Consider the following 24815-nt stretch of genomic DNA (forward strand, 5'->3'; position numbering starts at 1 on the left):
AGCGCTGGACTCGGGGTCGATGAACTGCGCGATGCGCAGTTCATCGAACAGGCCGTGGCAAGACCCGCGACGACCTTGCCAGCTGAGACAGCAGCGCTGCCGTATGTGCTGGGAACGTCTTCCCTGTCGACAGCGCGCATCGCGCGCTGTCGCCCCGGGTCCAGCGCTTGCGCTGGTCCGGGTCCAGGGGTGGACAACCCCTGGTCGGGGTCCGGGGTGAAACCCCGGCGCCACGCCCCCACCACGGGCTTGCCCTGACACGCGCATCGCGGTAGTGGACCTCCCGCGGCCCGCCTTCCCAGCGGGACGGGGTTCGTGTTGACGAATCCACGGGCGAACGGCCGCGATGACCTCCTCATGACTGAGCTCGCGCTCATCCTCGGCATCAGCCTGCTCGGCATCGGGTTCGCGGGCTACCTCGCGCGCTGGGTGCTTGGTTGCCCTACGGGGGAGGGGGACATGCCGCGCGTGGCTGCTCGTATCCGCGCGGCTGCGGTGTTCTTCACGAAGCGGCTGCGCGGCACCATCCTCGCTGTCTCGGCTGTGCCTGGGGGCGGCATCTTCCTCGCTTATGGCCTTGCTCGGCAGAAGCCTGAGGCCCAGGCGTTCCCGCCGCTCGAGCTCGGGGCTTGGCTCACGCTTTCGTTCGCTCTCGGCGTCGGCTCGGCTGTTGCGGCTGCGCAGGTTGCTTCTTGGACTGCCGCGCGCGCGAACGTGCGTGCGGCGAGTGGTGCTCGGCGCTCGCTCGATCATGCGCTGCAGATCGCCATCCGCGGCGGCGCTGTCTCGGGGCTGTTTTCTGTCTCGCTCGGGCTTGTTGGGCTTGTCGGCCTCTTCGCTGCGGTCTTTGCGACGAAGGGCGGCTTCTCGGCTGAACCTGGCGCTGCGCTGAAGCTTGCTCCCTCGATCCCGCTCGTCATCGCTGGTTATGCGCTCGGCGGCGCGTTTGCTGCGCTCATCGCCGAGCTCGGCGGCGGCGCCTTTGCGAAGAGCGCGGACATGGGCGCCGACCTTGCTGGCAAAGAGCTCGGCTTGCCTGAGGACGATGCTCGCAACCCGGCCACGATCGCGGATCTTGCGGGCGACTGCGCGGGGGAGGGCGCGGGCAAGGCTGCGTCCGCGTTTGCTTCGACCGTGGCGGAGAACCTCGGCGCGATGCTGATTGGGGCTGCTGTCTTCCGCGGGAACGAGGGCATCCCGAGTGTGCTCTCGATCATGCTGTTTCCCGTGGTCACGCGCGCTTTCGGCGTGCTCGCCGCGATGTTCGGCGTGATGGTCGTGCGCACGGATGACCGCGAGGATCCGATGAATGCGCTCGCTCGGGGCTTGTTCGTGACGGCGCTGCTCGGCGCGGCGGGCACGGCGGGCGCGGCGAAGTGGCTGCTCGGCAAGCACTGGCTGCCGCTCTTCGGCGCGGCCGCCGTGGGCATGGCTGCTGGGATCCTCCTCCTCTTCGTGGCGCAGTACTACACGGAGAGCCGCTACCGTCCCGTCCGTGAGATCGCCGAGGCCGCGCGCGTCGGCCCGCCGCTTGCGCTCCTCCGCGGGGCTTCGGTGGGCCTCGAGGGCGCGCTCGCTCCGCTCGTGATCCTCGGCGCGGCCGTGGCGTCGGCGCACGTGCTTGGCGCGCGCACCGGCCTTGAAGGCGGCGGCGCGCTCGGGATCGCGGTGGCCACGATGGGGCTGCTCGGCACGGCTGCTTACGCGCTCGCCATGGCCGGGTTCGCGCCGATCATCGACAGCGCGGGCGGGATCGTGGAGATGACGATCGGTCGCGAGCGCCCGGATGTTCGCGGGCGGACCGTGGTCCTCGACGCCGTTGGCAACACGGCGAAGGCGTTTGCCAGGGCGCACGCGGGCGCGGCGGCGCTCCTCGCGACCTCCATGCTCGTGTCGGTTTGGCTGGAGGAGGCCAAGCGACGGCTGCCTGCGGGCAAACCGGCTGCGGCGGCCGCGAATTCGCTCGCGGTGGGCCGGCCGGAGGTGTACCTCGGCGCGGCCGTCGGCATCGTCCTGGTCGTATGGTTTGCCTCGCGGTGTATCGGTGGCGTGTCACGCGCGGCCAGGCGTGTGCTCGATGAGGCGCGCCGGCAGATCAACGCGCCCTCGTCGCTCGGGACGAGCACGGCATGGACCCCGCCGCATCCGCGGGCGTCGCGGTCGAGCCAGTCCGCGGCGCCTGCCACGCGGGGTGGGCTTGTGGCGCCCGACCTGGACGCTTGCGTGGAGCTCGGCAGCCGCGCTGCGCTCGGCCATGCGATCACGCCGGCCCTGGTCGCCGCCTCGGTACCGATCGCGGTGGGACTGGGCTTGCGCTTCGCCGGAACGGAAGATAATCCTCTAGCCGTTGCCGACGCGGTCGCTGCCTTGATCCTGGCCGCGACGATCGCAGGCGTCCTTGGCGCGCTCCTGCTCGGCAATGCGGGGGGCGCTTGGGACAATGCGAAGAAGTACATCGTGACCGGGGCGCACGGCGGGCGGTACCTCGTCGACGAGACCGGCGCGCGGGTCGACAACCCGACGTACCTCGCGGCGGCCTGCGGTGACACGGTCGGCGATCCGCTGAAGGACGCCGCCGGGCCCGCGATCCACGTGCTCGTGAAAATGCTTCCCGTGGTCACGCTCGTCTTTTTGCCGTTCTTCGTCTAGTCCGCGCCAGAAGGCGCGAAAACCACCCGATCGACGCGCCCGCTCGCCGCGGGACAAACCCCCCATTCAAACGTGCCGCCTCCGATCACCGACGCACTCTCCACCTTGAGCGACCGCGGGCTGCGCCGTTTGCTCGGCGCTCGCACGTTCCTACGCGGACTCGAATACTTCCGAAGGCGCGTCGTCGAGGACATCGACGTCCAGGAGATGAGCTCGAGCGGCGTCGTCCGCGCGAGCGACTCCGAGCCGTACCCGGTAAAGGTCGAGCTCACGCCGGACGGCATCAAGTCGTACTGCTCGTGCCCGACGTTCTCGAAGGGGGGCCAGCACTGCAAGCACGTCGCCGCCCTTCTCATCACGCTGCGGGATCAAGCCCGCGGCGCGCAGCCGAGGCCGGGCCCGCCCGCCCCGATGATGCCGCAGACGGCGCACGCCGGCGGCGATGCTTTGAAGCGCGTGCGAAGGCGCGATCGTCCGCGCGGCACGCAGCCGCCGCTCGGTAGCCCCGGCCCGGGCGCCCCGATGGGGCACATGGGCGCAAGCGAGAGGACCTCGATGGCCGCGATGGGACCGCCCGGCTCGTCCGTGATCACAGCGCCGCAGCAAGACGCGACGGCGAAACAAACCGGCATCGGCGCGTGGCTGCCGCCCGAGGGGCTCGGCGGCTCGCGGCGCGTGGAGTTCCGCCTGCACGTCCGCCAGGGCGCGCTCACGGTCACGGTGCTCGACGCCGACGCGCGCGTGCCGATCCTGCCCTCGACGGCGCTCGCCTGGCAGGCGCTCTACCCGACGCCCGATCGCGACGCCCTGCGCCTCCTCGCCCGCTTCGAAAGCGGCAACCCGCGACACCCCGCGGTCGACGTGCGTGGCGAGGACGTGGCCGAGCTTCTGCCCTTGCTCGAAGGCCAGCGTGTGCTGCTCGAGCCCGCACTCATGCAGCTCCGTTTCGCCGAGGAGCCTTTGCGCCCGCGCTTCGACCTCGAGACCGTCGGCGGTGACACGATCATCGTGAAGGCGAGCTTCGAGCGCCCGACCGACAGGCGCCGCTTCTCACTGCTCCAGGGCGGCTGGTTCGAGGGTTGGCCCGGCTGGCACGTCGACACGCAGGAGGGCATCGCGCGGCGCCTCGACAAACGCGTCTCGCCCGCCGCGATGCGCAGGCTCCTGCGCTCGCCCACGATCGGCGAGCCGATGCGTGACCTCGTGCGCCTGATCATGCAGGGCTTGCCGAAGGTCGCGCTCGAGGTCGGCGCGGAGCTGCCGGACCTCGCGCAGATCGCCGACGTCGTGGATCTGCCGCCGACGTTCCGCATGCGCGCCGGCGGTTCGCTCGTCGAGGCGCACGTGCAGCTCTACGCCGCGTATGGCGAGGAGGAAGTGCAGGTCCGCGCCGACGGCATCTCGCCGCCCGTGCTTGTGCAGCCGCCCGAGGAGGGCATGAAGCGCGCGCGGTGCGTGCGTGTCGACATCGCGGCGCAGCAGGAGGCGGCGGCGCGCTTGCTCGGCCTCGGCCTCAAGCCCGACGAGACGGGCCAGGAGTTCGTGGCGAATGGCGACGCGGCCATCCGCTTCTGGAGCGATGGCCTCGCGGAGCTGCCCGAGGACTGGGACCTCTTCGTCCCCGAGGATCTCGTCGACACGCAGGTGCGGCACAAGCCGCTCGGCGTCTTCGCGAAGGTCACGAGCGGCATGGACTGGCTCAACGTCAAGCTCACGTTCGAGAGCGAGGGCGTGGCCGTCGATCGCGACGAGCTCCGACGCTGTCTCACCGAGGGCAAGCGCTACGTGCGCCTCGAGGACGGCTCGTTCGCGCCGCTCGATCCGGACACGATCCGCGCCATGCTCGACCGCGAGATCGAGCTCATGACGGCGGCCGGTCGCACCGGAAAGCTCCCGCTCGCGCACGCGGGCCGTATCCAGGAGCTGCTCTCGCAGGTGAGCGGATCGAGCGTGGGCCAGGGCGCGCGCGAGCTCTTCCACAAGCTCTCCAGCATCGAGGAGATCGAGAGCACGAAGAAGCCCCGCGCGCTCAAGGCGACGCTGCGCCCCTACCAGGAGGCCGGCCTCTCGTGGCTCAAGTTCATCCACGACATCGGCTCCGGCGGCGTGCTCGCGGACGACATGGGCCTCGGCAAGACGGTGCAGACGATCGCCCTGCTCCTCAGCGTCAAGCAGGAGGAGAAGCACGTCAAAGCGCTGATCGTGGCCCCGACGAGCGTCGTGACGAACTGGGAGCGCGAGCTCGTCCGGTTCGCGCCGACGCTCAAGGTGGCGCTCTGGCACGGCGCGGATCGCAAGGACCAGATCGAGGAGGTCCAGGAGGCCGAGGTCATCATCACGAGCTACGCGCTGCTCCGCCGCGACGAGGAGTTCCTCGCGAAGCTCGACCTCACCTACGCGATCCTCGACGAGGCGCAGCACATCAAGAACCCGCTGTCCGCGACCGCGGCCGCCGCGAAGCGCCTCAAGGCGCGCCGCAGGCTCGCGCTCACGGGCACGCCGATCGAGAACCGCCTCTCCGAGATCTGGTCGATCTTCGACTTCGTCTCGCCGGGCCTGCTCGGCTCGCTCGACAAGTTCGAGGCGCGCCTGGCGCGCCCGATCGAGGCCGGCGACTACAAGGCCGCGCAGCGCCTGCGTTCGATCATCCACCCCTTCATCCTGCGCCGCACGAAGCAGGAGGTCGCCAAGGACCTGCCCGAGAAGATCGAGACCGATCAGATCTGCGATCTCACGGGCGATCAGCGGTCGATCTACATGCAGGTGGCGCGCGAGGTGCGGGCCCAGGTGCTCGGCGAGGTGGAGCGTGTCGGCATCGCCAAGAGCCAGCTCCAGATCCTCGCGGGCCTCACGCGGCTGCGCCAGGCGGCCTGCGATCCGCGGCTCCTCGGCCTGCCGCGCGAGTTCTCGGACGAGGACTCGGGCAAGCTCGTGGCGCTGCGCGAGCTCATCGCGAACGCGGTCGAGGGCGGCCACAAGGTGCTCGTCTTCAGCCAGTTCGTGATGATGCTGAAGATCATCGAGCGGGCGATGAAGGAGGACGGCGTGGCCTACGAGTACCTCGACGGCGCGACGAAGGACCGCGCGGAGCGCGTGGAGCGCTTCCAGAACGATCCGACGGTGCCGGTCTTCCTGATCAGCCTGAAGGCCGGCGGAACGGGCCTCAACCTGACGGCGGCGGACACGGTCATCCACTTCGATCCGTGGTGGAACCCGGCCGTGGAGCAGCAGGCGACGGATCGCGCGCACCGCATCGGACAAACCCGCGTCGTGACGGCGTACCGCCTCGTCGCGGAGGGGACGATCGAGGAGAAGATCCTGCAGCTCAAGGCGAAGAAGCGCGAGCTCGTGGCCTCGGTCCTCAGCGAGGATCAGGGCGGCGCGAAGAAGCTCACGAAGGCCGACGTGGAAGAGCTGTTCGCGGTGGATTGAACGCGGCCCTCGGGGGGAGGGCCGGGGGCAGGGAAGGGGCCCGCGCCGCGTCTTGCGGCCGCGGGCCTTACTTCTTCCCGCTCAGGATCATGAGGTGGTACTTGCCGAACTCGCTCTGGCCGAGGGTGTAGAGCACCTCGATGAGCAGCCGGTAGGGCGTGGTCTTGTCGGCGACGATGCGCGCCTCGGACGTGGACGGGTCGAGGCCCTTCGCCGCGCGGACGGCCTTGTCGATCTCGCGCGCGTGCTGCAGCGAGTTCGCCAGCGGCACGATGTAGAGGTCGTTCGGGCCGCTGCGCTTGTGCTTGGCTTCGATGCCCGACTGCGCGAGCTGCTCGCGGCTCGGCAGCGTCACGACGGGGGTGGACTCTTCGCCGACCAGGATCTGCGTCTTCGAGACGACCACGAGCACGCCCTCGTCGCTCGGCTCGCCGACCATCACGGATTGCGGCAGGCGCAGGTCGTCGGACTGCGGGATCGCGCCGGCCGACGAGGCGAGGCTCTTCAGCAAGAAGACCAGGATGATGGTCATCAGGTCGAGCATCGCCGTGATGTTGAGGAAGTCGATCTCGGGCTCGCGCGCGTTCTTGCGCTTCGCCTTTCGAAGGGCTGCCTTGTACTTGACGATGCTGCCCTTCTGGGCCTGCACGGGACGCGGGCGCGGGGCGGGACGGGGCGCGTTCGGGCCGCTGTCTTGCCCGGCTTCGGGCTCGAAGGTCTCGTCGATGTTCATCGCGCCACCCCGAAGTGCACGTCCGAGAAGAGCTCTTCTTCGCCGTCCTTCCGGAGCGCGTCCATCGTGTCGATGATCGTCCCGTACTCGACGCCCGGGTTCGCGGTGATGGTCACCTGGGTCTCCTCCTTGAACTCGGGGGCCGCGTTCTTGAGCCGCTTCGCGCAGCTCGTGACGGCGGAGAAGTCGTGCACGCCGCCCTCGCGCATCGGGATCGTGATGCCGGCGCCGATGCCCTGGCAGCCCGGGGCGACGTTGCCGCTCGAGGTCTTGAGCGAGATGCCCTGCGTCGTGATGAACGCCGAGAGGTTCAGCGCCTTCGTCGCCACGTCGCTCCGACCTTTGCCGCCGATCGCGGGCGGGGTCGTGTCGATCGAGGCGATGAAGGTGACCGAGACGCTGGCGAGCACGAACATCATCACGTTCGTGATGATGTCGAGGAAGGGCACGATGTTGAGCTCACCCGCCTCCTCGCCCGGCTCCGGATCTTTCGGCTGGGAAAGCCGCCGGATGCGCGATTTCTGCGAGGCGCTGAGCGGAGCGTCGTGGGTCTCGGCCATGGGCGACGCTCTAGAAGTTCGGCTTGGCGATCGTCAGCAGGTTGAACACGCGCTCGGTGGTCGACTCCAGATCGTGCTGGATGTTCTTCGACCGCGTGTGGAGCAGGACGTGCGCGATCATGCAGAGCACGGCGATGCCGAGGCCGAACGCCGTGTTGTACATGGCCTCCGCGATGCCGTTCGAGAGCATCTGCTGCTTGACGGCGGCGGAGAGGCCGGGGGCCGAGATCGAGGCGAAGGTCTTGATGAGACCGCTGACGGTGCCGATGAGGCCGATCAGCGTGGCGATGTTCGCGAGGGACCAGAGGAGCGCGACGCGCTTCTCGACGGCGGGCTTGAGCTCGGAGAGCTTCTCGCTGAGGGCGGCGTCGATCTCGTCGGCGCCTTTGCTTGCCTGCGTGAGGCCGGCCTTGACGAGCTGCAGGATCGGGTAATCGCCGGCGTCGCAGAGCTTGATGGCGCGGTCGATGTTGCCTGCGACCACGAGCTTCTTGATCTGGGCGAAGAACTCCTTGGAGTTCACGCGGTAGCGATCGAGCTGGAAGTAGGCGCGCTCGATGATGACCGTCACCACGATCGCCGAGACGACGAGGTTCATCACGAGGAAGGTGGGGTTCTCCTTGATGGCCCCCCACATCCCGACCTCTCCTCCTTCGGACGCCAACATGAACAGGTGACGCATCCTCGCAGTCCCTTTCTCCCTACCTAGTCACCAGAGCGCCACGAGCCGTGGTTATGCCCCATGCGCAAAAGTCGCGTTGGGGCGCGACTATAGCCGTCGCTCGATCTCCCAGGCAAGCGACAGACGGCGCGTGTGAGCGGAGCCCCCGCCGAAGCGAGACGTGGGCTGCTTGGGCTTTGTCCGATGAGGCTGGATCCTTCCAAGTTCGTGGCGAACGTGCGGTGTTTCCCGTGTAGCTCGCGCGATCTCGACCAAATGTTGCTTGACGAGAGAGGGTCTGAATCGCGAAGATGCCGGTCGCCTGGGCGATGAAGCTTCAACGTGGGCCGATTCGCGCTGGGTCGACGGAGACGACGATCCTTGGATACCGGCCATTTGCCCCGTTCGGATGCGGGCGGGTAGACTGGCCCCGGATCACGCGAGACCGTGCGCGAACACGGGATCTCGAGATCCATCCGGGATCACCGCTTACGAAGAGACCCGAGACGGAACGAAGCCAAACACCCTACTTGCGTTGGGGCGCGCGGCTCGGCTAGCGTCCTGGTTCGCTTGGATGCCTTGGCCGAAGTCGCACCCTCCCCAGCGATGCAACGAAGCGGAATTCAACGCGGAGAGCAACGAGCGGGGCGCGGGGCGCGAGGCCGCGACGGCCAGCGCGATCGCACGAAGACCGTCGCAGTAACTGCCGCATTCGATCCGGAATGGCTTTCATGTAGAGTGCGACACCTCGGCCCGAGCGGACGCGAGGCAAGCTGGAGGACCTGACAAATGCACGCAGCGTACGAGCACTTCAAAGAAGGTGGATGGGGCATGTGGCCCATCTTGTTCTGGTCGATCCTCACGATCGGCATCATCGTGGAGCGCTCCATCTATCTGTTCGGCGCGTCGATCAACAAGGACGTCTTCCTCGCCACGATGCAGAAGTGCATCCTCGCGGGTGACGTGGCCAAGGCCGTCAAGATGTGCTCCGCCGCCAACGCGCCGCTCGCCCGCATCGTGCAGGCTGGCCTCGTGAAGGTGAACCGTCCGGACGAGGAAGTTCAGGCTGCGATGGACGAGGCCGCGCTCCGCGAGCTTCCGCGCCTCAGCAAGAACACCGCGTACCTCGGCCTCCTCGCGAACCTCGCGATGCTCTCGGGCCTCCTCGGCACCGTGACGGGTCTCATCATGGCATTCGGCTCCGTCTCCGGTGAGTCGATCGATCCGAGCCAGAAGGCGCGCGTTCTCGCGGCAGGCATCTCGGAGGCCATGAACTGCACGGCGTTCGGCCTCGCCGTCGCGATCATCGCCCTCATCGGCTTCGCCATTCTCAACGGCAAGACGCAGCACCTCGAGGACGACATCAACGAGGCGTCGGTCATGGTGCTGAACCTCGTCGTGACGAACCGCCAGAAGGTGAACGTCGCGGCCGTGGGCCAGGCGGCTGCCTGAAATCCACCTCCGGGGCGGCGCCTGCGCCCGCGCCGCCCCCGCCGTGATCTCGGGAGAAACTTTCACCCAGATCCGTTGTCGTACAAAGGGCAATGCCCTGCCCACGAGGGCGGGCAACGGTAGCGTGTAGGGGGCGCGTCATGCGTCCCCATCGCAGTACGCTCGCGAGAGCGAGCATCGCAGGAGGCAGCCCATGGGTGGCGTAGACGTAGGCAGCGAGGGCGGCAAAAAGAAGGCGACGAACGCGGAAATCAACATGGTCCCGTTCATCGACCTGTTGATGTGCACGATCGCGTTCCTCTTGATCACGGCTGTGTGGGTCACGAACTCGCGCATGAACGCGGACGCGCAGGTGCCTGGGCCGCCGAACCCCGACAAGGAACTCACGCCGCAGACGCCCGAGAAGGTGCTGAATCTGCACATCGGCGAGAGCGATTTCGCGCTCGTGTGGAAGCAGGGCGCGACCGTCGTGAGCGAGGTGCGTGTCCCCAAGCCGCCGCCGAGTGACAGCGCCGTGATCCGGTATTCGGACCTCGCGAAGAAGATCGAGGCCGAGTGGAACACCAACGGCAGCCATCGCGATCCGAGCGACAAGAAGCTCGATCAGGCGATCATGCACACCGACAACCGCACTCCTTTCAAGGAGATCGTCGCGGTGCTCGACGCGCTCTACGCGACGAAGCGCAAGGTGAAGCTTGAGGCTGGGGAGAAGGATCTCCCGGCCTTCAACATGACGTTCTCCGTCCGCTGAGCAAGGAGACCTGAGATGGGTGGCCACGCCAAACCTCCGGCGAAACATCACAACCCGCACGCCCACGTCATCCACCAGCCTGGCCGGCGGTTGATGCACCACATCCCGCTGAAGTTCGTGTGGAACAAGGTAGCGGGACACGGCAGGCGGAGCGGCAACGCCGCGCTGAACCTGGTCAGCTTCATCGACTTCTTGATCACCACCGTCATCTTCCTCCTGATGTCCTTCTCGGCGTCCGGTGAGATCACGGTCGACAAGAACGTCAAGCTGCCGAAGGCCGAAAACGTCGAGGACATCATCGACGCGCCGATGGTCGCCGTGAACGGCAACCAGATCCTCGTCGACGGCACGCTCGCCGGCTCGACGCGCGCGATCGAGGAGCTCGGCCGTATGCAGAAGATCGACGAGCTCTTCAACCTCCTGAAGAACAAGCGCGAGCTCTGGAAGCAGGTGCAGCCGAACAAGCCGTTCCCCGGCGTCTGCATCCTCCAGGTCGATCAGAACGTGCCCGCGATCGTCGTGAAGAGCGTCTTCCAGACCGCTGCGTTCGCCGGTTATCCGAACGTCAGCTTCATGGTCGCCAAGCTCCCCAAGAGCGGCTGAAAGCTACCCCCATGCCGCCCAGCGCGGATGAACGACCCCGCGGCCTGCCCTCGCTGATCCAGTCCAAGCAGGACCGCGGGGCAGGCCGTATGCGTTGGCCCGCCCCCAAGGTCTGGGCCTGGATCGGCCTCGTGATGGCCGTTACGGTCATCATCCAGTGGAAGTGGTCCCAAGGCCGCCTCGAGAGCGAACGAAGCGGCGTCCTCGCCAAACAACGCGCCGTCGTCGCCGAGCTCGGTCCCCGCTGGTTCCCCTTGCGTGACCGGATCGAGCGCTGGACGGTCGACCTCGCGAAAGACCCGGCCCCGGACGTCGTCGAGACGGAGATCCTCAAGGCCTGGAACTTCCGCGACAAACCCGGCATCTACCTCCGCCTCGACGCCGACCAGGCCACGAGCGCGGATGCCATCCGCAAAGCCGCGAACGATTCGTTGCGGGATGGTTTCACCGCCTGCCTGTTCACGGCGGAAAACAAGAACCAGCTCTCCGACAAGGAGTGCAAGCTCACCCGAGATTGCGCCTTCGGCGAGATCTGCAACGAGCTCGATCGCTGCGCGCCGCCCGCGCAACCCTACAACCTGCGCGTCGCGTACCGAGCGATGCGTATCCTCTCCGAGGACTGGGTGCGGGAGGCGCAGGAAGCATCGGGTGAGCTGAAGCTGCGCGCGCTCACGAGCTTTTTCGAGGACGCGGTCCGCGACGACATTCCGATCGCGGTCGATCTGCTCACCCGCGCGCAGTACTTCGCCGTCGTCCTCGACGAGACGCCGCCGAACTTCCAGGTCCCCGCGGGCATGTCGAAGTCCGAGGCCTTGCGCGCCGTGCCCCATGCGTCGCGCGTCGGCATCTGGCGGCTTTCGGACAACAAGCTCGTCCTCCGCATCCGCCGCTCGCCCGAGGTGGAGCTCAAGATGGCCGGCGCGCAGCTCGATGAGCGCGTCGTGAACGCCCAGAAGCGTCAGGCCTTGAGCTGCGCGCTCGCGAACACCGTTCGCGACGCGATGGGTGATGCCCAGGCGGGTGTCGTCCCTCCCACGCCGTAAGACGCGCCGCCTCAGTTTTCCGGAAAAACCCGCGCCAGGATGTGCAGATCCGTGAGGTTCTGCCCCGTCGGGCCCGTGTCGATCGCCGTGCCGAGGGCACGGTGGATCGGAGCGTCGTCGTAGCCGGCGAGGGCTGCGTCGATTCGTGTTGCATCGAAGTCACCCGCCGCGCCGGAGCTCACGACCGCGCCCGCGGCGGAGGAGCTTCCGTCGGTGCCGTCCGAGGCACCGCAGAGGAGCGCGACGCCCGGCGGGAGTTTTTTCAGGGCAGCCAGCGCGACCCAGCCCGCGCGTCCGCCACGTCCACGCACGGGCGGTAAGGCGAGCGTCGGCTCGCAGGCGACGACGATCGCGCTCCCCGGGGCGAGGGCCGCGGCCTGCGCGAGGCGTTTTTCCACCACATCACGCGCGTCGCCGCCTTCGGGTGGGTCGATCCGGACGGAAAAACCCCCAGCGGAAAGGTGTGCGGCGGCCACGCGGGCGAAGTCCTCGGGGCCGGCGAGCAGGTGAGCCTCGGTGCGCGTGGGAAAGGGTTGTTCCGTTGTGTCGTCGAGGTAAGGGGCGAGGCGCGCGGCGAGCTCTGCCGGCGCGTATCGGGCGAGCGCGGCGCGAGCTTCGGCCGCGGTCGTGGGATCCGGGACCGTGGGGCCGGAGCCGATGTCGTGGAGTGCGCCGCCGACGACGTCGGAGAGGGCGAGCGTCTGCACGAGCGCGGGCGCTGCCGCGGCAGCGAGGCGTCCGCCCTTGATGCGCGAGAGGTGGCGGCGGACGAGGTTCACGTCGTGGATGGGCGCGCCGCCTTCGAGGAGCGCGCGGACGACGCGGCGTTCGTCCTCGAGCTCGAGTCCGGGCGGAGGCAACACGAGGAGCGCGGAGCTGCCGCCCGAGATCAACGCGAGGACGAAATCCTTGGGGCCGAGGCCATCGACTTGCGCGAGGGCCGCATGGGCGGCTGCGACGCTGCGTTCGTCGGGGACAGGGTGCGCCGCGCGGAGGACGACGGGCGCGCTTCGGAGATCGAGTCCGCGAAAGTCGGTGGGCGCGCCGTCGACGGTCACGACGAGCGTGCCCTCGATGGAATCGCCCCAGCGGGAAAGGGCGCCTTGTGCCATCGCGGCGGCCGCTTTGCCCGCGGCGAAGAGCCGGACGCGCGCGCCCTCGGGAGGTCGCGGGGGCAAGGCCTCGGCGACGAGGCGCGCGGGGTCGAGCGCGGAAAGGCTTTCGAGGAAGACCTCGGCGAGGACGCGCCGCAGGGCCTCCTCGGCGGCGCTCATCGCACGAGCCGATCGGCCGCGTCCACGAGGTGAACGGGGACGATGTGGCGCCAGGCGAGCGTGACCGAGAGCAGCGCGCCCTGGTCGATCAGGCGGAAAGGACCCGCGTCGGTGAACGCGCTCGGCCGGATGCGGAGCGCGCCCCGCACACCGAGAATCGGCCCCGTGGCCGTGGCGAAAAATGGGATGCCGATCCCCATGGAGAACTCGAACCCCGGCTCGGCGCCAAACGTGCCTCCACGCGGTGCTTCCCAGAAGGCGCCCATGCCGAGGGCGAACGAGTCGAGGACGAGGTCGAGGCGCGCAGGACCACGCTCCAGGTTCGTCGCGAAGCGGCCGAGGAAGAGCGGCTCGAGCACCACGCCGGCCGCGATCGATCGCGTGACCGCCGGGCCGTCCGTGCCGAGGGCGTCCGTGTAGTGCACGTACAGGCCCGCGGACGAGAGGTACAGGAGGGACGCGTGCGCGGCGAGCGCGGGGCCTCCGCGGGCGAACGCGGCGCCGGCCCCGATGCGCATGTCGAGGTCGCCGTCGAGGCGCCCGTACACGCCGTCGGGCCCGTCGTCCTCGGCGCGCGCGGCCGCGGCCGAGCTTGCGAGCGCGAGCAGCACGGCGAGGCCCGCGCCGCGCGCCCAAGAGACGCGCGCGCGGCTCAACGGACGAACGCCTCCCGCATCGCGTCGCGCAGCTCCGGGGCGAAGATCAGCCGGCAGCGGGTGAGCGTCTCGTTGCGCAGACGATCGAGCAAGAACGAAACCTCCGACGGGGGACGGGGCCTGCCCTTCGGGAAGACCACGTGCAGCGAGTCGTCCTCGGCATACGGCGTGTCCGTCGCGACGTCGAGGCCCACGTAGAGGTCCGGATCGAGCCCCTGCTCCGCGGCGATCGCGCGCGCGGCGGCGAGCGCCTTCGTTCGCGCCTCCTCGTCGAGCGCGCCGAACGCGTGGCTCGTGGATCCCTCGTCCTCCCCTTGCGCCTCGGGCGATAGCTCGATCGTCTTGAAGAGCGAGCGCGCGCGGAGCCTCCGGCAGAGATCACTCAGCGTCGGGTCCTTCGCGTCCTCCCACGCGTGGATGGCGCCGAGCAGGACCTGGTCGTCGAGGTCGAGGTACTGCTCGAGCGTGGGTACGTCCCCGGCGGCGACGGCGGCGATCGCGGGTGGCAGGACGGGCAGGCGCGTGCCATCCACGACGAGCGCGAGGGCACGACGAAGGATCGCGCCGATCATCCACTCGGCCGCGCGCGTCGCTTTGTGAAAGTAGACCTGTTGGAACATGAAGTAGCGCGCGAGCAGGAACGACTCGATCGCGACGATGCCCTTCTGCCCGTCGATGGCGAGCGAGGGCGCGTGGTGGCCGGGTGGGCCGCTCGGCTCGCTGAAGCGGAGGCTGCGGAGCAGCCACGGCAGGTCGTAGTCGCCGTAGCGCACGCCTGTCGCGTGCGCGTCGCGCAGGAGGTAGTCGCAGCGATCGACGTCGAAGGTGCCGCTGACCGCGCGCGCAAGGTAGGGCAGCTCGTGCTTGCCTGCGACGAGATCGGCCACGCGTCGCGGCAGGCTCGGGTCGTCCTCGGCGAGGATCTGGTGCAGCTCGCATGCCGGGTCGAGCAGGATTCGGGCGGTCCATGTCTCGTGCTCAACGGCGCCTGGCATCGCAGCCTCGAACAGATGCGAGAGCGGCCCGTGCCCCACGTCGTGAAGCAGCGCCGCCGCGATGGCATCGCGCGCGCGTTCGCTCGTCACGCGTTGCCAGAACGGCAGCTCTCGATCGATCTGCCTGAGCCGCACGAGCAGAAGTTTCATCACGTGCGCGGCGCCGATCGCGTGCGAGAAGCGCGTGTGCTCCGCGCCCGGGTACGCGAGCGAGGTGAGCCCGAGCTGGCGGATACGCCGAAGCCGCTGCATCTCTCGTGCGCCGAGGAGTCGCGGCACGATCGAGTCTTCTTCACTTTCGAACGCGACGAGCCCATGCACCGGGTCACGCAGGATCACGCTTGTCCTCCAGGAATCCATCGTAGTCCCGCATCACTTGTCCGGCATCTCCTGCGCGCATCGGGAGTTCCCTGACGCCTTCGATCACGCTCAAAAAATTCCCGGAAAAACCCATGTCGAAATCCAGTCGTGGTAGCAGCGGAGCCCATGCGAGGCGCGCGAGATGCGCACGAAAACGGCGCGAAGACACGCAGAAATGCGCCGATTGGGGGGTGTCGGTGTTCACTTCGTCGTGTAGTGTCGTTCGTTGGACGTGAAGCGAGTTGACGCATCCGAAAACCCTCCTCCCATGTCGGTGATGTCATGACCTCCATCGGCGGACGACACGGCGAAGCCGCTCTGGAACCTGCACACGGTGCCTCGAAGGGACAACGCGCCTCGCGCGCTTTGGACCCCGAGCCCGCGTCCGACGAGACCGGAGGCGGATCGCCCCGCCGGCTCGATCACATCCTCCGCGCGCTCCCCGACTCCGAGCTCGCGGCGCTCATCCGGCGCCTCGGCATACGCATCGATACGCAGAAGCGCATCGACGCTCCATCGCAGGTCGCCCGCGCGCTCGTCGGCATCCCCGACGTGCGTGATCCGTCGCGCCTGCAGGCGTCGAGCCGGGAGCTCTTGCACCGGATCGCCGAGGCCGGCGGCGCGCTCGTCGTGCCGACGCTGCCCTCGGGGCTAGAGCCGCTCGTCGCGCGTGGCGTGGTGTACGCGCGCAAGATCGACGAAGGCATCGAGCTCGTCCTGCCAACCGCGTTCCTCGTGCAGCTCAAGTCCTGGGAGAGCGAGGACCCGCGCGCCCTCCGCGCGCTCCTCTCGCAGGCGTCCTTCGAAACGGTCAGCGCCGTGGCCGCGCACTACCTCGGCCGTCCGGCCACGCCGCCGATCGCGCTCTCGCTCGAAGCCGCATGGGAGACGCTCTGCGACACGGCGCGCTTGCAGTCGGAGGTCGAGCGGCTCGCGCCGGTCGAGCGTCGGTTGCTCGAAGCGATCGAGGCCGTCGGCGGTGAGGTCGACACGCAGGAGCTGCTCGACCTCGAGCGTGAGCCCATGCGCCTGCGCGGCGCCACGGGCATCACCGCCAGCCGGCGAGGCGCGGGCTTCGCGCTCGAGCGCCGCGCCTTCCTGATCCCGATCCACCCGAACCGCCACGTCATCCCGACCGAGATCGCGAACATCGTCGGCGCCGAGCGCCGCAAGGCCCGCGAGGCGCGCCGCGCGCAGATCCGATCGTTCGTCCTCGAAGAAGATCACGCGCCGCGCCGCGCCCGCTTCGCCCCCGACCCGGGCATGCTCGCGCTCGGCCTGGCGTACGCCGTGCGCGAGCCGGGGAGCGACGTTCGTCCTGGCGTGGGCACGCCTCGCTCGCTCCTCGTTCGTCTCGCCCAGCGCTTCGGCCGCGACGTGGAGATGGTCGCGCTCTCGGCTGCGGTCTCGCGCGCCATCGGTTTGTGGGAGCCGTCCGCCGCTTCCGCGGCCACGCCGCCGGGATCACTCGCCGTGCACGAGCTCGGCCGTGTCCTCTTCGACACGTGGCGCCGCGGCGGCGCGTGGGACGAAGCGCGCCCCGAGCGCGAGGTGTTACGTGCGGCCTCCGAGGGCCGCGAGTCGAGCCCGATCGGCGCGCTACGCGAGATGGTCATCGACGCGTTGCAAGAGCTCGGCGAAGGACGCTGGGTGCCGTGGGCCTCGCTCCGCGGCTACCTCGCCGCGGACGATCGCATCGGCGGCGTCGAGCGGCTCCTCCGCCGCTGGGGCGATCGCACCTCGAACGAGGCGCCCGAGGTCCTCGAGATCACCCGCCGTATCGCGCTCGAGTCCTTGCCGGCGCTCGGCATCATCGACCTCGGCGGCGACGATCTCGACGACGGTCCCGCCTTGCGCCTCACGCCGCGCGGCCGCGCCATGCTCGCGGGCACCTCGCCGAGCTTCGATCCGTCCCCGAGCCATTTCGTCGAGACGCAGATCCTCCAGATCGCCCCCTCGGCGCGGATCGCGCACGTGCTCGCGCTCGTCCCGTTCGCCGAGATCACGCGTATCGGCGACAAGGTCGACCTCCTCCTCGCGCCCTCGTCGATCGCGCGCGCCCTCTCCGCGGGGCTCGAGAGCGACGCGCTGCGCGCGCGGATCGAGGCCGTCGCGAAGCTCCCCGAGGGCATCTCGCAGATGCTCATCCAGGCGAGCGTGGTGATCGGCCGCGCGAGCTTCGTCCCGGCCGCGGGCTTCTTGTGGGTCGAGGACGCGGAGATCCGCGAGCTCTTGCGCACGCGGCGCCCGGCTTCCGAGCTCTTCATCGATCCGTCCCCGCCATCTGGTTTGCTCCTCGCGCCCGACGTTGATCTCGAGCGCCTCGTACGACGCTGTCGCGCGCTCGGCGTCGAGGTCGAGTGCGACGGCAACCTCCTGCGCGCGCGCTCCGTCACGCCGATGCCTTCGAGTCAGGAGGCGCCGTCGCGCGCGCCTTCGACGAGCCGCGGTCGATCACGGACGCCGGCGCCGCGCACCACGCGCTCCTGACGGAGGATCACGCACGCCCGGAAAGGCGTGCGTGGTCGTGAGGCGCGGCGCGCAGCCGTGCTTTCCGGGAGGCATGACGGCCGATCTGGCTGATACTCCAACGCCCATGCCCCCCGATCGGCTGCGAATCGTCATCGGCCTCGCGAGCGCGCTCGGGCTCGCCGTGCTCCTCGCGCAGCCGAAGGTGAAGGCGCTCGAGCAGCGCTTCGGCGTCACCGTCCTCATCTCCGCGGGCGTGCCGTTCCTTGCGATGGGCGCAGTCTTCTCGCTCGACAGCGTGGGCATCTTGACGCCGCAGGTCCTCATCGACCTCAAGCCCGCGTTCGAGTTTGGCCTCGGCTGGGTCGGGTTCATCGTGGGCTTGCACTTCGACGTGCGCAAACTCGACGCGCTGCCTGCGTCGCTCGGCCCCGTCATCGTGCTCGAGTCCGTCGTCCCGATGCTCACGACCGCGGGCTTCTGCGCCATGGCGCTGCTCGGCATGGGTGTGCCGTGGGAGCGAAACGCCTTCGCGCGTGACGCCCTCGTGCTCGCGGCCTGCGCCGCGCCGAGCGCGCCGATCAGCATGGAGCTCTGGGAGCGCCGCGTCGGCCGCAAGGCCGCGCGCATGATCGACGAGATCACGAGCCTCGACGAGGTCACGGGCCTCGCGCTCCTCGGCGTCGTTGCGATCCTCTTCCGCCCGGAGAACGACACGACACGCTGGGTCTTGCCGGCGTCGGCGTGGCTCCTCCTGACGCTCGGCCTCGGCGGCGTGCTCGGCATCCTCACGTACGTCCTCCTGCGCGGCGCGCGCAACGCGGCCGAGGAGCTCACGCTCCTGCTCGGCGCGGTCGCGCTCTCCGCGGGCGTCGCGGGCTACCTCGCGCTCAGCGTCCCCGTCGTCTGCGCGATCGCGGGCGCCTTGCTCGCGAACCTCCCGATCCGCGATCTCGAAGGTTTGAAGAAGACGCTCCTCGACGTCGAGCGCCCGATCTACCTGATCTTCCTTCTCGTCGTCGGCGCGACGTGGCGGCCGCTCGAGTGGCAGGGCTGGCTCCTCGCGACCGCGTTCGTCCTCGCGCGCGTCGCGGGCAAACGCCTCGGCGCGATCTGGTCGAAGCGCGTGGGCCCGAAGGAGCTGCCGAGCGCGCGCATGCTGGCGCTCGCGCTCGCGCCGCAGAGCCCGAGCGCCATCGTCCTCATGGTCAGCGCGGCGACGCTGTACCACGGCTACGGCCCCGAGCGCGTCCGCTGGGCCATCAACGCCGTGATCATCGGCGGCGTGCTCACCGAGGTCGTGGTGCGGATGCTCGAGTGGCGGCGCCGGCGCACCGGCGTGGATCTCACCCCGATCCCGCCCACCCGCGTGCAGGCCCCGGAGGCGCCGAGGCCCCAGGTTGACGAAGCTCCGGTCATCACGACGACCCCGGAGGGCAGCGCGTGATCCGCGCAGCGCTCGTCCTCGCGCTCGTCGCCGGCATCTCCTTCGCCGCGCGCTCCTTCTTGCCCGCCGACGCCACGATCACGGGCTCGGGCGCGGCGCTCGCGTTTGGCTTTTTGCTGATCGCGGCGATGCAGACGGGGCACATCTTCCACGATCTCCGTTTGCCGCACCTCACGGGCTTCATCCTTTGCGGCGCGATCTTCGGCCCCGAGGTGCTCCGCCTCATCACGCCGTCGATGCTCGGCGACCTCACGCTGGTGAAGAAGGTCGCGGTCGGGCTCATCGCACTGAACGCCGGATGCGAGCTCAACTTCGCGCGCCTCCGCCCGAAGATCCGCAGCATCGGCCTCGTTTCGATCTTCGGCCTCCTCACCGAGTTCGTCCTTCTCTTCGGCCTCTTCGCGTTCGTCCTCAAGCGCATTGACTTCACCGCGGACATGACCTCGGCGCAGCGCCTCGCGGTCGCGCTCATCTGCGCCACCGTCCTCTGCGCGCTTTCGCCGGCCGTCGTGATGGGCATCCTCAAGGAGACGCGCGCGGTCGGCCCGCTCAGCGAGATGTGCCTCTCGATCGTGGTGCTCGCGGATCTCGCGGTCGTCATCGCCTTCTCGTTCACCGAGTCCGTGGCGCGCGCCGTGTTCCCGCCCGAGGCTGCGGCAAGCGGCGCGGGCGGGCACTCGATTTTCGGCGCCCTCGCGGTGCACATCTTCGGCTCCATCGCGACCGGCATTGCCGTCGGCCTCATCTCGGCGCTCTACATTCGCCGTGTGGGCCAGCGCATCGGCCTCTTCGTTTTCGCCGTCCTCTTCGTCGTCGCCGAGATCGGCGGCGCCCTGCACCTCGACCCGCTGCTCGTTGGCCTCTCCGCGGGCCTCTTCCTGGAGAACATCAGCCCCGTCAGCGGCCACGAAGTCATCCACGAGACCGAGGTCGCGGCGATGCCCACCTTTGCTGTCTTCTTCGCGGTCGTCGGCGCCGAGGTACACCTGCACGCCTTCTTCACGGTCGCGCCCTATGCGGCCATGGCGGCGCTCACCCGCGCGGCGGGCATCTACGCCGGCGCGCGCTTCGGCGCTCGCGTCGCGAAGGTCGATCCCGAGGTCGCGGCCCGCATCCCCTTCGGCATGTTCCCGCAGGCCGGCGTCGCGATCGGCCTCGCGAACCTCGTCGCGAACTCGTTCAAGCCGTGGGGCCAGGCCGCATCCACGCTCATCCTCGGCACGATCGTCATCAACGAGATGCTCGGCCCCGTCCTCTTCCGCATCGCCCTCGCGCGCGCGGGTGAGATCAGCAAGAAGCGTGAAGCAAGCCTCCTCGATCTGCCCTCGCACGCCCCCACGCCTGAGGCCGACGTCGAGGCCACGTGACGCGAAGCTCGCGCGCGTGGCCTTTGCGCCGGGCTTCCCTGTAACATCGCCGCCGGAGGACGAGAGGTGACGAGCGCATTCGATCCGGGGCCTTCGGGCGACACGTTCCCGTGCGGCCAGTGCGGCGCGAAGCTCGGCTACGACGCCGGCGCGCAGGCCATGAAGTGCCCTTATTGCGGCTTTCAGCAGGCCATCCCGCAGGCGACCGGGGGCCTCGTCCGCGAGATCCCGATCGAAGAGGGCATGCGCCTCGCCGCGCGTGGCTACGGCACGCCGGTCGCGCAGGTGAGCTGCCGCGAGTGCGGCGCGACGGTCAACGTCCCGCCGGGCGAGCAGACCGCGACGTGCACGTTTTGCCGCTCCCACCAGGTCCTCGCGCAGGAGTCCGCGGGCACGGCGATCCGGCCCGAGTCCGTCGTCCCTTTCAAGGTCGACAAGAACAACGCGAACCATCGCTTCGAAGAGTGGCTCGGCTCGCTCTGGTTCCGCCCGAACGACCTCAAGAAGATGGCCAAGGTCGAGGGGTTTGCCGGCGTGTACGTCCCTTACTGGACGTTCGACGCGCGCGTCGACTCCTCGTGGACCGCCGAGGCCGGCTACCATTATTACGAGACCGAAACGTACACGGACGAGCAGGGCAACCGTCAGACGCGGCAGGTGCAGAAGACGCGCTGGGAGCCGGCGCGTGGCCGTCGCACCGACGCCTTCGACGACGTGATCGTGTGCGCCTCGAAGGGCCTTCCCGAGAACCTCGGGGATGACTTCCGCACCTTCAACACGCGCGAGCTCACGCCCTACCGACCCGAGTTCCTCGCCGGCTGGCGCGCCGAGTCCTACGCGATCGATCTCATGCCCGCGTGGCAAACGGGGCAAACCATCATGGCCTCCACCCAGCGGAGCCGCTGCGGGAGCGACGTTCCGGGCGACGAGCACAGGAACCTGCACGTCGACAACCACTTCTCGTACGTGACCTTCAAGCACGTGCTCTTGCCCGTGTGGATCGCGGCCTATCGGTACCAGGACAAGCCCTACCAGTTCCTCGTGAACGGACAGACCGGCGAGGTGATCGGCAAGGCGCCGTATTCGTTCTGGAAGATCTTCTTCTTCGTTCTCTTCCTGGTCGCCCTCGTCGTGGGCATCGCCGTCGTCGTGAAGGGCCAGAAGAGCGGTTCGTCGTCGGACGAGCGCACGCCGGCGACCTCGCCCGCGAAGGCCCCCTCGCGAAGCCGTCGCTAGGTTCTTCTCTCCGCACCTCTGGCCGCGCTCGCCGCTTGCAATCGCGGGCCGACGGGGCACGCTCTCCGGCCATGCGATCGATCCGTCCGCCCCTTCGAAAGCGCCGCGCGCGAGCCGCGGTGCTCCTCGCCTCTGCGCTCGCGTTCGCCGCGCCGCTCGCTTCGCCCTCGTTCGTCGCGACTGCTCGTGCCGAGCAGAAGGCCGAGATCAAGGTCCCGTTCGAGAAGTACACGCTGCCGAACGGCCTCACGGTGATCCTGCACGAGGATCACGCGCTGCCGCTCGTCGTGGTGAACACGATGGTGAAGGTGGGCTCGCGCTTCGAGGAGCCGAAGCGCACGGGCTTCGCGCACCTCTTCGAGCACCTCATGTTCATGGGCACGCGCCGCGCGCCGCCCAAGATGTTCGACACGTGGATGGAGTCCGAGGGCGGCTGGAACAACGCGTGGACCAGCGAGGACCGCACGGACTACTTCGACGTCGGCCCTGCGCACACGCTGAAGCTCTTGCTCTGGCTCGAGGCCGATCGCTTCTCCTCGCTCGCCGACGAGATGACGAAGGAAAAACTCGACGTCCAGCGCGAGGTCGTGCGCAACGAGCGACGCCAGCGCACGGAGAACGAGCCTTACGGCAAGGTCGAGTTGCGCCTCCCCGAGCTGCTCTTCCCCGCGGATCATCCCTACCACCACCCGGTGATCGGCTCGCACGAGGACCTGCAGGCCGCGACCGTGGACGACGTGAAGGGCTTCTTCAAGCGCTGGTACGTTCCGAACAACGCCTCGCTCGTGGTCGCGGGGGACTTCTCGCCGGCCGAGATCAAGCCGGTCATCGAGAAGTGGTTCGGCTCGATCCCGTCCTCGCCCGTGCCCGCGGCGCCCCCGGCGAAGCCCGTGAAGCTCGACAAGGTCGTGCGCGACACGCTCACGGACAAGGTGGAGCTCGGCAAGGTCGTGATGGCGTGGCACAGCCCCGCGCGGTACGCGCCCGGCGACGCGGAGCTCGACCTGCTCAGCGTAATCCTCACCGACGGCAAGGCGAGCCGGCTCTACAAGGCGCTCGTCTACGACAAGGCGATCGCGCAGGAGGTCTCGGCCTACCAAGCGTCCGGAGATCTCGGCTCGTACTTCCTCGTCGAGGCCATCGCGCGCCCCGGCGTGACCCTCGCCCAGCTCGAAGCCGCGATCGACGAGGAGATGAAGAAGATCACGAACGAGGCCGTGAGCGCGGCGGAGATCGCGCGCGCAAAAAACCAGTTCGAGACGAGCTTCGTCTCGCGGCTGCAGTCGGTCACCGCGCGCGCTTCCATGCTGAACCAGTACGAGACGTACGTCGGGGATCCGGGCTTCGCCGAGAAGGATCTCGCGCGCTACCGCGGCGTCACGCCGGAGTCGCTCCAGCGAATCGTGAAGAGCCACCTCGACCCGAACGGCCGCGTGATCATCCACGTGGAGCCCGAAAAGAAGACGAACGGCGCCGGAGGTGCCCCGTGAGGTTTGCCAAGAAGTCGGCCTTGCTCTCGCTCGCCGCGGTGACGGCGCTCGCCGCGTGCGGCGCCGAGCCGCAGGTTCAGCCGGCCGATCCGACGACGAAGGAAACGACCCCGCCCGTCGCCGAGACGAAGCCAGCGGCATCCGCGGTGGACCTGCTCGGCCCGAAGCCGGAGCTTCCGCCGAGCCGTCCGTTCACACCTCCCGCCGTCGAGACGTTCACGACCAAGAACGGCCTCTCGGTCTGGCTCGTGGAGAAACACGGCTTGCCGCTCGTGTCGGCGGTGCTCGTCGTGCGCGGCGGGTCCTCGGCCGATCCGGCGAACCAGCCCGGCCTGATGCACATCACGACCGACATGCTCGACGAGGGCGCCGGCAAGCGCAGCGCCGTCGAGGTGTCGAGCGGCATCAACGACCTCGGCGCGACGCTCGCGCTCGGCACGAGCGCCGACGCGAGCGTCGTTTCGCTCACGGTGCTGAAGAACAACTTCAACGCGGCGTTCGGCATCTTCTCCGATGTCGTCGCGCGGCCGCACTTCGACGCGAAGGAGTGGAAGCGCGTCTCGGAGCTCTGGCAGAACAACCTGAAGAAGCGGTCCGACGAGCCGATGAGCGTCTCGCGCGTGATCAACGCCGCGGTGCTCTTCGGCCCGGACACGCCCTACGGCCACCCCGCCGATGGCTCGCTCGAAGCGGCGGCGAAGCTCGATCTGCCCACCGTGAAGCGCTTCTACACGGAGAGCTTCCGCCCCGATCGCGCGGTGCTCGTCGTGGCCGGCGACATCTCCCGCAAGGAGGTGACGGACATCGTCGACGCGCAGCTCGGCGCCTGGAAAGCGCCGCCCGCGAAAGCCGCGCCGAAGCAGGCGGACTTCCCGGGCCCGCGCGCTGCTTCGGCGCGCCCGAAGCTCGTGCTCGTCGATCGGCCCGGCGCCCCGCAGTCCGTCATCGCGGTCGTGCGCGATGGCGTGGCCGCGAACGATCCCACGCTGCCGCGGCTCGAGCTCATCAACACGGCGCTCGGCGGCTCGTTCACGTCGCGGCTCAACATGAACCTGCGCGAGGAGCATCACTGGGCGTACGGCGCGGGCTCGACGTTCCAGGAGAGCCGCAACAAGGGCGGGTTCTGGGCCATCGCCTCGGTCGAGACGCCCGCGACGGGCGTCGCGTTGAAGGAGATGCTGAGCGAGCTGACGAAGATGGCGGCTTCCGGGCCGACGGCGGAGGAGCTGGAGAAGGCGAAGGCGCAGGATCGCGCCGACCTCATGCAGACCTACGAGACCGTGAGCGGCACGGCGCGCAGGCTCGCGACACTGGCGCGGCTCGGGCTCTCGCCGTCGCACGACAGCGAGGCGACCCGCGCGCGGCAGAGCGCGACGCTCACGGAGGTCACGGCGCTCGCGAAGACGCACGTGGATCCGGCGTCGGCGACGGTGATCGTGGTGGGCCCGCGCGATGCGGTCGGCCCGCAACTCGCGACGCTCAGCCTCGGCGAACCCGAGCTCTGGGATCCGGAGGGCAAGCCGGCGAATGCGGCGGCGAAGCCCGCGGACAAACCGGCCGCGAAGGCCGCGGACAAGCCGGCACCGAAGAAGGGCAAGTAGAAGGCGCTGGGTGGGGAGAGGAAAGGCCCGGTCGAC

19 protein-coding genes are annotated in these 24815 nt (G+C 69.1%); 12 read left to right on the top strand and 7 right to left on the bottom strand.

Going from position 1 to position 24815, the window contains the following annotated elements; translation table 11 throughout:
• Positions 1 to 357 precede the first annotated feature (357 nt).
• Positions 358 to 2649, top strand: coding sequence for a sodium/proton-translocating pyrophosphatase (locus KEG57_RS42660; RefSeq protein WP_272427737.1), 2292 nt, complete (start codon positions 358 to 360; stop codon positions 2647 to 2649).
• 105 nt (positions 2650 to 2754) lie between these two features.
• Positions 2755 to 6081 carry a DEAD/DEAH box helicase gene (locus tag KEG57_RS42665; protein WP_272427736.1) on the top strand — a complete coding sequence of 1109 codons (3327 nt, stop codon included), beginning with the start codon at positions 2755 to 2757 and terminating at the stop codon, positions 6079 to 6081.
• A gap of 67 nt (positions 6082 to 6148) precedes the next feature.
• On the opposite strand, the gene KEG57_RS42670 is transcribed toward KEG57_RS42665, so the two are convergent.
• The 3 genes from KEG57_RS42670 to KEG57_RS42680 are packed head-to-tail and all read right to left on the bottom strand — an operon-like array spanning position 6149 to position 8011.
• Positions 6149 to 6814: an ExbD/TolR family protein gene (locus KEG57_RS42670; protein ID WP_272427735.1), complete on the bottom strand. Its 666-nt coding sequence runs from the start codon at positions 6812 to 6814 to the stop codon at positions 6149 to 6151.
• Positions 6811 to 7374 carry a biopolymer transporter ExbD gene (locus tag KEG57_RS42675; RefSeq protein ID WP_272427734.1) on the bottom strand — a complete coding sequence of 188 codons (564 nt, stop codon included), beginning with the start codon at positions 7372 to 7374 and terminating at the stop codon, positions 6811 to 6813. The genes KEG57_RS42670 and KEG57_RS42675 overlap by 4 nt, the downstream gene beginning before the upstream one ends.
• A gap of 10 nt (positions 7375 to 7384) precedes the next feature.
• Positions 7385 to 8011: a MotA/TolQ/ExbB proton channel family protein gene (locus tag KEG57_RS42680; protein WP_272427733.1), complete on the bottom strand. Its 627-nt coding sequence runs from the start codon at positions 8009 to 8011 to the stop codon at positions 7385 to 7387.
• An 855-nt stretch (positions 8012 to 8866) separates the two neighbouring features.
• On the opposite strand from KEG57_RS42680, the gene KEG57_RS42685 reads away from it, so the two are divergent.
• From KEG57_RS42685 to KEG57_RS42700, 4 genes are all read left to right on the top strand, one after another.
• Positions 8867 to 9487, top strand: coding sequence for a MotA/TolQ/ExbB proton channel family protein (locus tag KEG57_RS42685; protein WP_272458863.1), 621 nt, complete (start codon positions 8867 to 8869; stop codon positions 9485 to 9487).
• A 193-nt stretch (positions 9488 to 9680) separates the two neighbouring features.
• A complete protein-coding gene (locus KEG57_RS42690) occupies positions 9681 to 10238 on the top strand; it encodes a biopolymer transporter ExbD (protein WP_272427731.1) in 558 nt (185 codons plus the stop codon).
• Between the two features lie 15 nt (positions 10239 to 10253).
• Positions 10254 to 10841 (top strand): ExbD/TolR family protein, encoded by a 588-nt coding sequence (locus tag KEG57_RS42695; protein WP_272427730.1) that lies wholly within the window; start codon positions 10254 to 10256, stop codon positions 10839 to 10841.
• 89 nt (positions 10842 to 10930) lie between these two features.
• Positions 10931 to 11884 carry a hypothetical protein gene (locus tag KEG57_RS42700; RefSeq protein ID WP_272427729.1) on the top strand — a complete coding sequence of 318 codons (954 nt, stop codon included), beginning with the start codon at positions 10931 to 10933 and terminating at the stop codon, positions 11882 to 11884.
• 11 nt (positions 11885 to 11895) lie between these two features.
• On the opposite strand, the gene KEG57_RS42705 is transcribed toward KEG57_RS42700, so the two are convergent.
• From KEG57_RS42705 to KEG57_RS42720, 4 genes are read right to left on the bottom strand one after another with little or no spacing between them, the layout of a single operon-like run.
• Positions 11896 to 13158 (bottom strand): DUF4147 domain-containing protein, encoded by a 1263-nt coding sequence (locus KEG57_RS42705; RefSeq protein WP_272427728.1) that lies wholly within the window; start codon positions 13156 to 13158, stop codon positions 11896 to 11898.
• Complete coding sequence (locus tag KEG57_RS42710) at positions 13155 to 13814, bottom strand: hypothetical protein (RefSeq protein ID WP_272427727.1); 660 nt, start codon at positions 13812 to 13814, stop codon at positions 13155 to 13157. The genes KEG57_RS42705 and KEG57_RS42710 overlap by 4 nt, the downstream gene beginning before the upstream one ends.
• A complete protein-coding gene (locus KEG57_RS42715) occupies positions 13811 to 15148 on the bottom strand; it encodes an HD domain-containing protein (RefSeq protein ID WP_272427726.1) in 1338 nt (445 codons plus the stop codon). Before KEG57_RS42715 ends, KEG57_RS42710 begins: the two co-directional genes overlap by 4 nt.
• Positions 15135 to 15374, bottom strand: a complete 240-nt coding sequence (locus KEG57_RS42720) for a hypothetical protein (protein ID WP_272427725.1) — start codon at positions 15372 to 15374, stop codon at positions 15135 to 15137. Before KEG57_RS42720 ends, KEG57_RS42715 begins: the two co-directional genes overlap by 14 nt.
• Positions 15375 to 15451: 77 nt before the next feature.
• On the opposite strand from KEG57_RS42720, the gene KEG57_RS42725 reads away from it, so the two are divergent.
• The 6 genes from KEG57_RS42725 to KEG57_RS42750 all read left to right on the top strand — a co-directional run bounded on the left by KEG57_RS42725 (position 15452) and on the right by KEG57_RS42750 (position 24779).
• Positions 15452 to 17659 (top strand): hypothetical protein, encoded by a 2208-nt coding sequence (locus KEG57_RS42725; protein ID WP_272427724.1) that lies wholly within the window; start codon positions 15452 to 15454, stop codon positions 17657 to 17659.
• Positions 17660 to 17765: 106 nt separating this feature from the next.
• Positions 17766 to 19085, top strand: coding sequence for a cation:proton antiporter (locus tag KEG57_RS42730; RefSeq protein WP_272427723.1), 1320 nt, complete (start codon positions 17766 to 17768; stop codon positions 19083 to 19085).
• On the top strand, positions 19082 to 20452 hold the full coding sequence (locus tag KEG57_RS42735) for a cation:proton antiporter (protein ID WP_272427722.1): 1371 nt from the start codon (positions 19082 to 19084) through the stop codon (positions 20450 to 20452). Before KEG57_RS42730 ends, KEG57_RS42735 begins: the two co-directional genes overlap by 4 nt.
• A gap of 66 nt (positions 20453 to 20518) precedes the next feature.
• Positions 20519 to 21688 carry a TFIIB-type zinc ribbon-containing protein gene (locus KEG57_RS42740; RefSeq protein WP_272427721.1) on the top strand — a complete coding sequence of 390 codons (1170 nt, stop codon included), beginning with the start codon at positions 20519 to 20521 and terminating at the stop codon, positions 21686 to 21688.
• Between the two features lie 71 nt (positions 21689 to 21759).
• Entirely contained in the window at positions 21760 to 23178 is a 1419-nt protein-coding gene (locus KEG57_RS42745) for a M16 family metallopeptidase (protein WP_272427720.1), read from the top strand.
• Positions 23175 to 24779, top strand: coding sequence for a M16 family metallopeptidase (locus KEG57_RS42750; protein ID WP_272427719.1), 1605 nt, complete (start codon positions 23175 to 23177; stop codon positions 24777 to 24779). The genes KEG57_RS42745 and KEG57_RS42750 overlap by 4 nt, the downstream gene beginning before the upstream one ends.
• Positions 24780 to 24815: the final 36 nt, after the last annotated feature.

The sequence above is a fragment of the Polyangium jinanense genome (assembly GCF_028435365.1).

Coding starts and splice junctions, on each gene's coding strand:
- KEG57_RS42660 (WP_272427737.1), top strand. CDS start 358: ATGACTGAGCTCGCGCTCATCCTCGGCATCAGCCTGCTCGGCATCGGG.
- KEG57_RS42670 (WP_272427735.1), bottom strand. CDS start 6,814: ATGAACATCGACGAGACCTTCGAGCCCGAAGCCGGGCAAGACAGCGGC.
- KEG57_RS42675 (WP_272427734.1), bottom strand. CDS start 7,374: ATGGCCGAGACCCACGACGCTCCGCTCAGCGCCTCGCAGAAATCGCGC.
- KEG57_RS42680 (WP_272427733.1), bottom strand. CDS start 8,011: ATGTGGGGGGCCATCAAGGAGAACCCCACCTTCCTCGTGATGAACCTC.
- KEG57_RS42685 (WP_272458863.1), top strand. CDS start 8,867: ATGTGGCCCATCTTGTTCTGGTCGATCCTCACGATCGGCATCATCGTG.
- KEG57_RS42690 (WP_272427731.1), top strand. CDS start 9,681: ATGGGTGGCGTAGACGTAGGCAGCGAGGGCGGCAAAAAGAAGGCGACG.
- KEG57_RS42695 (WP_272427730.1), top strand. CDS start 10,254: ATGGGTGGCCACGCCAAACCTCCGGCGAAACATCACAACCCGCACGCC.
- KEG57_RS42700 (WP_272427729.1), top strand. CDS start 10,931: ATGCGTTGGCCCGCCCCCAAGGTCTGGGCCTGGATCGGCCTCGTGATG.
- KEG57_RS42705 (WP_272427728.1), bottom strand. CDS start 13,158: ATGAGCGCCGCCGAGGAGGCCCTGCGGCGCGTCCTCGCCGAGGTCTTC.
- KEG57_RS42725 (WP_272427724.1), top strand. CDS start 15,452: ATGACCTCCATCGGCGGACGACACGGCGAAGCCGCTCTGGAACCTGCA.
- KEG57_RS42730 (WP_272427723.1), top strand. CDS start 17,766: ATGCCCCCCGATCGGCTGCGAATCGTCATCGGCCTCGCGAGCGCGCTC.
- KEG57_RS42745 (WP_272427720.1), top strand. CDS start 21,760: ATGCGATCGATCCGTCCGCCCCTTCGAAAGCGCCGCGCGCGAGCCGCG.